The organism is Amycolatopsis sp. NPDC006125 (assembly GCF_040614195.1).
GTDB lineage: Bacteria > Actinomycetota > Actinomycetes > Mycobacteriales > Pseudonocardiaceae > Amycolatopsis_E > Amycolatopsis_E tucumanensis.
Genome location: NZ_JBEXTZ010000014.1, coordinates 85,514 through 94,298 on the forward strand (window position 1 = coordinate 85,514; position 8,785 = coordinate 94,298).

The window sequence follows — 8,785 nt, forward strand, 5'->3', positions numbered from 1 at the left end:
CGCTCAGATGAGCCCGTTGCGCAGCGCGTAGGACACGGCGTGCGTGCGGTTGCGCAGCCCAAGCCTGCTGGTGAGGCTGTGCAGGATGTTCTTGACGGTGCGCTCCGAATAGGACATCTCCGCGGCGATCTCGGCGGTGTCCTGGCCGTCGGCGAGGCGGCGCAGCACCTCGGTCTCGCGGCGGGACAGCCCGTTCAGCATCAGCTCGCGCGGCGCCAGCACCTCGCGCTGCAGGCGGGCCAGCCCGTGCAGCACCTGGCCCAGCTGTTCGGCAGGCAGGTGGCCGTGGCCCTGGTGCGCGTCGGCGATCGCGCGCAGCAGGCGGGCCGTCGTGACCTCCGCGCGCGGGAGCAGCACCACCAGGCCGTTCTCGATCGCGGTCCACAGTTCCGCCGGGCGGGGCGCGTCGGTGATCAGGACCAGCCGCGCGTTCGTCGGGGCGTCGGCCACCAGCTCCGGCAGACCGGCCACCGACTCGGTCATCGCGACCACGACGTCCGCCGAGGCGGGCGTGCCGTTGACGACGTGGATGCCGGGTTTGCCCTGGATCTCGCTGAGCAGGCCGGCGCGCAGGAACACGTCGTCGGCCAGCACCGCGACGCGGACCACCGCGCGGTCGGCCGCCGGGACGGCGTGCAGGCGGGCGGCGGGCCGGCCGCCGGGGATCTCCCGCGTAGCGGTGCTGTACGGCATAGGGCCACCTAACCGTACCGATACAGGCGGAACCAGGCGGAAGCACCGGCAGGTTTCGGCGCCCGCAGTTCTGCCGGTTTAATGGGTGGCGGTGAGCGAGACACTGGACATAGGGTCGCCGGGGGAGGGTCCGACCTTCGGTGAACTGCTGCTACGCCATCGCCGCGCGGCCCGGCTCACCCAGGCCGACCTCGCGCAGGCCTCCGGGGTCAGCGTGCGTGCGCTGTCCGACCTGGAACGCGGCCGGGCCCGCGCCGCGCAGCGCCGCTCCACCGAAGCGCTCGCCGACGCGCTCGGGCTGACCGGCGGAAACCGTGAAGACTTCCTGGCCGCGGCCCGCGACGGCCGCCGCCGCAGGTCCAGACCAGCCGCGCCGTTCGCGGGACCGCCGCCGGCCGCGGTGCCGGACCTGGTGGGCCGCGACCACGAGCTGGACGCGTTGCGCCGCGCCGCGGCCGACGCCCTCACCACCCCGAGCGGTGTGGTCGTGTCGCTCGTCGGGCACCCCGGCGTCGGCAAGACGGCGCTGGCCCGCACGGCCGCGCACCTGCTGGCGGCCGAGTTCCCGGACGGGTTCCTGTCGGTCGACCTGCGCGGTATGGACGACCAGCCGGTCACCCCGCGCGCCGCGCTGGACGTCCTGCTGCGTGGTCTGAACGTGCCGGCGGCGGAGATCCCGGCCGCGGTGGCCGAGCAGTCGTCGTTGTTCCGGTCGCTGCTGGCCGGCCGCCGGGTCCTGGTGCTGCTGGACAACGCGGCCGACGAGGCGCAGGTCCGCCCCCTGCTGGCGGCCGCCACCGGGTGCCTGACGCTCATCACCTGCCGCCGCGCGCTGGCCGGGCTGGAGTCGGCGCGCTGGTTGTGGCTGCGGCCGCTGGAGACCGCGGACGCGTCCGCGCTGGTCGCGGCGATCGCCGGGCCGGACCGGGTGCGCGCCGAGCCGTCCGCGGCCGCGGAACTGGCCGAGCTGTGCGGGAACCTGCCGCTGGCCGTGCGGATCGCGGGCAACCGGCTGGCGACCAGGCCGCACTGGACGATCGCCTACCTCGTCGACCAGTTGCGTGACGAGAGCACGCGGCTGGCCGCGTTGTCGGCGGGGGACCTGCGGGTGCGGTCGGCGTTCGAGATGTCGCACCGGCGGCTGTCCCCGGCGGCGCGGCTGGTGTTCCGCCGCCTTGCGGTGATCCCGGGCCCGGATTTCGGCGCCGACCTGGCCACCGTCGCCACCGGCATGGCGGCCCCGGACGTGCGGGCCCACATCGACGAGCTGGTCGACGCGAACCTCCTGCAGGCGGGCAGCGTGCCCGGCCGCTACACCTTCCACGACCTGATCCGCCTGTTCGCGCGAGAGCGGCTGGCCGTCGAGGAGGACGCCGGCGAGACGTCGGCGGCGACGTGCGCGGTGCTGGACCACCTGCTGGACACCGGGATCGAGGCCGGGCGGCTGTTCTACCCGGACGCGTTGCGAGATTCGCTGGAGGCGAGCCGGTTCGCGACGCGGGAAGAGGCCGCGGCCTGGCTCGACGCGGAGGCGGCGAACTGGCTCGCCGCGCAACGGGCCGCGCTCGCGCACGGCAAGAACCGGCAGGTGGTGGACCTGGCCAGGGCGCTGCACTGGTTCTCCGACGGCCGGATCCAGCAGCTGCCGTGGGCCGAGGTGTTCGCGCTGGGCGTGGACGCGGCGCGGGCGCTGGGCAGCCGGCCGGACGAGGCCGTGTTGCTCAACTTCCTCGGGTGGGCGCGGTACTACTGCCTCGGCGACAACGAAGGTGGCCGCGCCGCGCACGAGGAGGCGCTGGCGATCGCGACCGAGATCGGCGACCGGCGTGAGCAGACGTGGGCGCTCGGGTACCTCGGTTCGGTGTTGTTGCGGCTGGGGCGGCCGGAGGAGGCGCTGGACCACGTCGAGCGGTCGGTCGGCTTGGCGGACATGGATTTCTGGATGGGGCAGGGGTCGATCCGCAACGTGCTGGGGAAGGTGCTGTGCGCGGTCGGCCGTCCCGGCGAGGCGCTGCTGGTGCACCGCGAGGTGCTCGCCGACACCGACCGCTACCGGGACGACGCGAACCCGTTCACGTACCGGTTCTTCCGCGCGCTGACGTTCCAGTTGCTCGGCAGGGCGCTGACGGAGACCGGTGACTGGCCGGGCGGCGCCGAGGCGTTCCGGACGGCGCGGACGCTGTTCGACGAGGGCGGTTTCCCCGTGCCGGGTGCCGAATGCGCCGTCCAGGAGGGCGCGGCCTGGCGGGAGGCCGGTCGGCTGGGCCTGGCGGAGGACTGCTTGCAGGCGGCGTTGGAAGTGTTCACGCAGGTGCTGACGCGCTGGCAGCGGGCGCAGGCGCTCGCGGAGCTGGCAATGGTTCTGGACGCGACCGGTCGAGGCCAGTTGGCGGCCGAGCACCGTCGTGAGGCGCTTGTGGTGTGCGAGGACTTGGGCACCGAGGCGGCGGCGGAGCTGGCGAAGCGGTTGTTGTCCGGGCCGGGTTGAGCCGGCGTGCGGATCCGGGCACCGAGGCGCCGGAGGTGGCGAAGCCTCTCGCCGCCCGGGCGCGGCGGGTGTGGGCGGGCAGGGTTGACCGTCCGATAGGGCATGGCAGCGTGTGGTCGCTGGCGTCGCGCGTCGCTTCGGGTTTCACTGAGCGTGATCTCGGCAGGAACGATCAGTACAGGGAGCGCGGACGTGGGCGAGCAGGACGCTCAGAACTGGGCCGCGCGCAGCCACCGCGAACTGTACGAGGCCGTGCACACCGCCGCCGGCCCCGCCGCGGAGGCCGCTCGCGCCGCGATGCCGGAACCGACGCCGTTCGACCTGGACGAGACCCTCGAGCGCCTCTTCGCCCACGGCGGATTCGACACACTGCACGAAGCCGCCGGCGACTTGCGTCCCGCGGCCGAGCGCGCGTGGCGTGCGCACGACGAGGCGGTGGCGGTGATGGCCGCGTTCGCTGCCGGAGTCGCGGAGGTTGGCTCGTCGATCCCACAGCAGACCGAAGCGCCTACGAGTGACGGCGGTTGCTCACGGGAGTTTCCGCCGACGGATCGCGGTGCAGGGGATTCGCTGCGGTCCGCGTCTGCTTCGTCTGGTGCGGCGCCGGTGTTGCCGGACAGCGATTCCCGGAGGGGCGATTCACAGGTTTCGTCCGCGTCTGCTTCGTTGTTGTTGCCGGACAACGGTTCTCGGCGAAGCGATTCACAGGTCCCGTTCACAACTGTATCGTCGGTGCTGCCGGACAGCGGTCCCCGGCTGAGCGCACCGGCCTCGTCCACGTCTGCTTCGTTGGTGTTGCCGGACAACGGTTCTCGGCCGAGCGATTCACAGGTCCCGTCCACAACTGTATCGTCGGTGCTGCCGGACAGCGATCCCCGGCCGAGCGCACCGGTTCCGTCCACGTCTGCTTCATCCATGTTGCCGGACAGTGACTTCCGGCGGGGGGCTCTGTCGGTTTCGTCCACATGTGCTTCTCCCGGTTCTACATCACCCTTGCGCCGCAACGATCCCCGGCCCAGTGATCAGCCGGTTTCAGTCGCTGCTCCGTCTTCCGTTACGGCAGCATCGTTGCGGCACAATGACTTCCGGCGGAGTGATCCGCCGGTTCCGCCCGCGTCCGCGATCAGCGGCGCCGCGGGTGGCGCCACCCATCGGCCGGGTGCGACGAACTCGCCCCGGCCGCCCGGCACGCGCACCACCGGCCCGGCGATCCCGGGTTCCGGCGGTGCTGGCTCGTTGTGCCCCGGCACCGCCGGTTTCGGCGGTGCCGGGAGCCCGGGCAGCGGTGGCGGCGCGTTCGCCGTCCGGTTCGGCGAGGCGGCGGGGCCCGGCGCAGGCGGCCGGGCCCCCGCCGCGTGGCCGGCATGACCCCCCGAAGACCCGACTTCGTCCTGTCCGCCCCCGAGTTCGACCTCCTCTGGGGCGACCTCGAACTGCCGCCCGCGCCGTACCCGCTGCGGGTGCCCAGCACCGGCCGCACCTTCGCCGTCCGGGCGCGGCTCACCGACGAGGTGTACCGGTCGTGCGCGGAACGCGGCCTGGCGTCCGGCCGCCGGCTCGACGCCCGGCTCGAAGCGCTGCTCGCCCTGCTGGCCGGGCCGGAGGTGTCGGTCGACGCCGTCGGGCACATCGGTTACCCGGTCCGCGCCCTCGCCGCGGCCGCGGGCCGGACCGGGGTGCTGGCCGTGCTCGCCGGCGGCGAGATCTGGCTGACCGAGATCCCGCCCACCGCGCTGGTCCCGGAGATCGTCGCGGTGTTCCCGCCCGGTACGCCCGGCGCGCCGGTGGATCCGTTCGCAGTGGACGCCCTCGCCGGAAGCCGTTCCAGCGGAGGGCAGATCGGCGCGCACGCCGGCGCGCGATCATCCACTGTGGTCACCTGGTTCGACTCGTCGCGCGGCCGGTACCTCGTCTCCCGTGACGGCGATGGCATCACCGTCACGCCCACCGACGACGCCCGCCTCGCCGATCGCGTGACCGCGCTGTTGACGAGCACCGCGGAGATACATACTGTAGGTATGTAACTGTTCGCGGCGTAGCGAGGTGTCCATGGGGCAGTCGGGGCCCAGTGCCACGGGCCGGATCGAGGTCGCGGCGGAGCCGGGGCGGGTGTACGACCTGGTGAGCGATCCCGGCGTGCTCGCCGAGCTGGCCGAGGAGTACAGCGGGTTCCGCTGGCTGGGCGGAGTGACCGGCGCCCGGGTCGGCGCGCGGTTCCGCGGGATCAACCGCCGTGGAGCGCGGTTGTGGAGCACCGTCAGCACGATCACCGACGCCGACGAGGGAAAGCGGTTCGCCTTCGAGGTGCGTTCGCTGGGCATCCCGGTTTCCCGGTGGCAATACGACATCGAGCCCGCCGGCGACGGCTGCGTGGTGACCGAAAGCACGTGGGACAAGCGACCGGGCTGGTTCCGCGCGCCGAGTTCGCTGGTCACCGGCGTGTGGCAGCGCGACGACAAGAACCGGTCCAATATCGCCGCGACGCTCCAGCGCCTGAAGACCCGCGCCGAACGCGACTGAGCCAGGCGCCGGTGCTGAACCCGCGCCGCCGGCGCTGGGATTGGCTGAGCCGCTTCTGCGGTGGATCGGGTGGCTGAGCTAGTCGTCCAGCGGAACTGGGCAGTGGTGGTGAGTGTGCTGCTGTCGGAGGGGGTTGGGGGCTGAAGGGGTAGCCCGCGGTGGGTTCGTGCGGCCGTGGCTTGGGGGATTGGCTGGGCCACTTCGCCACTTCGGCACGTCGCTGCGGTGGATCGGGTGGCTGAGCCAGTCGTCCAGCGGAACCCGGGGGAGCGGCAACCGGCAGCGCCAGTGGCCGGAGGGCTGGGGCCGGACGGGCGCGACAGCCGTCCGCTCAGCGGTAGACCACCAGCGCGCCCCGGTTCTTGCGCAGCGTCACGTCGGGCGGGACCTGGGTCAGCTCGCCGTCCACCGCGAGGCGCAGGCGGCCGCCGGGGGCGCTGATCTTCAGTTGCGGCGCCGCCGGCCGGTCCTGGTACGGCGTGCACCAGCGCAGCGTTCCGGTCAGCACGGCCAGCACGACCCGCGTGCGCGCGAACGGGCTTTCCGCGTACACCACGCGGATGTCGAGCAGCCCGTCGTGCAGGCTGGGGCGGTACGTGGGCGCGAACCCGCGCGGGCGGTACGCCCCGTTGCCCGCGAAGATCATCCACACCCGGCGCCGCTCGCCGTTCACCACCAGCTCCTGCGGCTTCGCGCGGCGCAGCACATGCACCAGCCCGACCAGCACCGCGGGCCACTTCCCGATCCGCTTCTCCCACTTCTCCCGGTACCGGACCAGATCGGTGTAGAGACCGGTGCTGCAGGTGTTGACGAACACCTGGCTGTCCGCCACCCCGAGGTCGATCCGCACCGCGGAACCGGTCCGCAGCGCGGTGACCGCGTCGTCCGGCGTCTCCACGCCGAGGTCGCGTGCGAAGTGGTTGAGGGTGCCCGCCGGGACGACGAGGAGCGGGACGCCGTGCTCGGCGGCGACCCGCGCGGCGACGTTGATCGTGCCGTCCCCGCCCGCGACGCCCAGGACGCGGCAGGTCCGGGCGGCCTCGGTGATCGCCTCGGTGAGGTCCTCGCCGTCGGCCGGTTCGACGATCTTGGCCTGCGGCAGTTCCGCGGCGATCTGGTCCAGGATCGCCGCGCCCGCGCTGCCCGCGGACGAGTTGGCCACCAGGACCAGCCCGTCACCCGTCGGCAGGGCGGGCGCGGGGGACGGCTCGGCGTCCGACGGGCCGGCCGGGGTGCGCGGCCACCACGACAACGTGACCAGGCCAGCGGTCAAGCCGAGGCCGACCCCGGCGAGCACGTCGGACGGGTAGTGCGCGCCGGTGACCACGCGGGAGGTGGCCACCCCGGCAGCGAGAGCCCCGACCGGCGCGGCGAGCGCGGGCCACTCCAGCGTGGCGCCGACGGCGAAGGCGGCCGCGGACGCGGAGTGCCCGGACGGGAACGACGTCGTCCACGGCGCGCGCCGCAACTGCCGGACCGGCGGGATGGCGACCGTCGACGGGCGGGTGCGGCGGATGACCCGCTTGCTCAGGCCGTTGGCCGTCGCGCTCGCGATGCCCAACGCCAGCATCCCGCGCAGGGCGGCGCGGCGCGCGCGGCGGTTGCGGGTCGCGGCGAGCGTGCCGCTGACCGCCCACCACAGGCCGCCGTAGTTGGCCGCGCGGCCGAGGCGGGGCAGCACCCGGTCCAGGAGCGCCGAGTCGGTCGCCGCCACCCGCGCGAACACCTGCCGGTCCACCCGGGACACCCATCGCCGCATGCCGGCAGTCTATGCGCGTTCCGGGCTTGCTTCCGGGCACGGCGAGGAGTACACCGGATTCTATGACAACTGTCATGACGGTGGCCGAGCTGGACGGCACGTCCACGGCGGAGGTCGCCGAACTGGTCCTGGCCTGCTCCGCGGGCACTCTCCGGAACCGCTTCCTGATGCCGGGGCGGCCGGACCCGCGGGACGTCCTCGTCCGCTACCGGCGTTACCTCCTCGCCGGGCCGCCGCACGGGGTCGCGCTGGTCGCGTTCAGCGGGCGGTCGCCTGCCGGGCTGCTGAACCTGGTGGCGGGCGAGGCGCGGGTAGCGGAGCTCGGCATCGTGGTCGCGGACCCGTGGCAGCGGCAGGGGATCGCGACGGCGATGGCTTCGTGGTTGCGGACTTCGGGCCGGTGGGAGGGGTGGACGGTGCGGGCGGTGACGCACGCGGACAATGTGGCGGCGAAGGCTTTGTTGCGGGGTCAGGGTTTCCGGCTGCTGGGCGGGGTCGATCGCGGCGAGTACCGCTACGAGTTGACGATGCCGGGACCGGTGTGGGAGGTGGCGAGGTGACGCGCGGGCCGCGGGAGCGGATGGTCTACAGCGCTGCGCAGCTGATCCGGACGCAGGGGGTGAGCGGCACCGGGATGCGGGAGGTCGTCGAGCACGCGTCGGCGCCGCGGGGGTCCCTGCAGCACTACTTCCCGGGCGGCAAGGACCAACTGGTGCGTGAGGCGCTGGCGTGGTCCGGCGACTTCGCGGCGCGGCGGGTCGAGCGGTACGCCGAGGCCGCGCCGAGTCCCGCCGGGTTGTTCGCCGGGATGGTGGCGCAGTGGCGGGACCAGTTCCGCGAGGAGGGTTTCGCGGCGGGCTGCCCGCTCGTCGCGGCGACGGCGGACGTGGTGGCGGGCAACGAGAACCTGCGGCAGGCCGTGTGCGCGGGGTTCGAGACGTGGCTGCGGCCGGTGGCGGACAGCCTGCGGGAGATGGGGGTGCCGGAGGCGCGTTGCCGGTCGCTCGCGATGGTGATGATCAGCGCGCTCGAAGGGGCGATCGTGATGGCGCGGGCGCAGGAGGACGTGGCGCCGTTGGACGCGGTGGTGGCGGAGCTGGGGCCGGTGCTGGACGCGGCGCGGGGTTGATGGGTGGGTTTGGTGGGGCGGTTGTGATGGTGTGGGCGCTGGGGGATGTGGCGCGGTCGGCGGTGGTGGGGCGGGTGCTGGATGCGGCGCGGGGTTGATGGTGGGTTTGGTGGGGCGGTTGTGATGGTGTGGGCGCTGGGGGATGTGGCGCGGTCGGCGGTGGTGGGGCGGGTGCTGGATGCGGCGCGGGGTTGAT

General features: G+C 73.6%; 8 protein-coding genes. 5 read left to right on the plus strand and 3 right to left on the minus strand.

Annotation, left to right across the window (positions count from 1 at the left end; genetic code table 11):
• Positions 1-3 precede the first annotated feature (3 nt).
• A complete protein-coding gene (locus ABZ193_RS09990) occupies positions 4-693 on the minus strand; it encodes a response regulator transcription factor (protein WP_237336806.1) in 690 nt (229 codons plus the stop codon).
• 91 nt (positions 694-784) lie between these two features.
• On the opposite strand from ABZ193_RS09990, the gene ABZ193_RS09995 reads away from it, so the two are divergent.
• Positions 785-3,181 (plus strand): tetratricopeptide repeat protein, encoded by a 2,397-nt coding sequence (locus ABZ193_RS09995; protein ID WP_354709587.1) that lies wholly within the window; start codon positions 785-787, stop codon positions 3,179-3,181.
• 209 nt (positions 3,182-3,390) lie between these two features.
• Here the strand turns inward: ABZ193_RS09995 and ABZ193_RS10000 are convergent, their stop codons facing one another.
• Positions 3,391-4,146, minus strand: coding sequence for a hypothetical protein (locus tag ABZ193_RS10000; protein WP_354709588.1), 756 nt, complete (start codon positions 4,144-4,146; stop codon positions 3,391-3,393).
• A gap of 399 nt (positions 4,147-4,545) precedes the next feature.
• Between ABZ193_RS10000 and ABZ193_RS10005 the strand changes: the two genes are divergently transcribed.
• Positions 4,546-5,205, plus strand: a complete 660-nt coding sequence (locus tag ABZ193_RS10005) for an ESX secretion-associated protein EspG (RefSeq protein WP_354709589.1) — start codon at positions 4,546-4,548, stop codon at positions 5,203-5,205.
• A 25-nt stretch (positions 5,206-5,230) separates the two neighbouring features.
• Positions 5,231-5,701, plus strand: coding sequence for an SRPBCC family protein (locus ABZ193_RS10010; protein ID WP_020416794.1), 471 nt, complete (start codon positions 5,231-5,233; stop codon positions 5,699-5,701).
• 331 nt (positions 5,702-6,032) lie between these two features.
• On the opposite strand, the gene ABZ193_RS10015 is transcribed toward ABZ193_RS10010, so the two are convergent.
• Positions 6,033-7,460: a phosphatase PAP2 family protein gene (locus ABZ193_RS10015; protein WP_354709590.1), complete on the minus strand. Its 1,428-nt coding sequence runs from the start codon at positions 7,458-7,460 to the stop codon at positions 6,033-6,035.
• 62 nt (positions 7,461-7,522) lie between these two features.
• On the opposite strand from ABZ193_RS10015, the gene ABZ193_RS10020 reads away from it, so the two are divergent.
• Complete coding sequence (locus ABZ193_RS10020) at positions 7,523-8,020, plus strand: GNAT family N-acetyltransferase (RefSeq protein ID WP_354709591.1); 498 nt, start codon at positions 7,523-7,525, stop codon at positions 8,018-8,020.
• Positions 8,002-8,589, plus strand: a complete 588-nt coding sequence (locus tag ABZ193_RS10025) for a TetR/AcrR family transcriptional regulator (protein WP_354709592.1) — start codon at positions 8,002-8,004, stop codon at positions 8,587-8,589. The genes ABZ193_RS10020 and ABZ193_RS10025 overlap by 19 nt, the downstream gene beginning before the upstream one ends.
• The last annotated feature ends 196 nt before the right edge of the window (positions 8,590-8,785 follow it).

Coding starts and splice junctions, on each gene's coding strand:
- ABZ193_RS09990 (WP_237336806.1), bottom strand. CDS start 693: ATGCCGTACAGCACCGCTACGCGGGAGATCCCCGGCGGCCGGCCCGCC.
- ABZ193_RS10020 (WP_354709591.1), top strand. CDS start 7,523: ATGACAACTGTCATGACGGTGGCCGAGCTGGACGGCACGTCCACGGCG.
- ABZ193_RS10015 (WP_354709590.1), bottom strand. CDS start 7,460: ATGCGGCGATGGGTGTCCCGGGTGGACCGGCAGGTGTTCGCGCGGGTG.
- ABZ193_RS10005 (WP_354709589.1), top strand. CDS start 4,546: ATGACCCCCCGAAGACCCGACTTCGTCCTGTCCGCCCCCGAGTTCGAC.
- ABZ193_RS10010 (WP_020416794.1), top strand. CDS start 5,231: ATGGGGCAGTCGGGGCCCAGTGCCACGGGCCGGATCGAGGTCGCGGCG.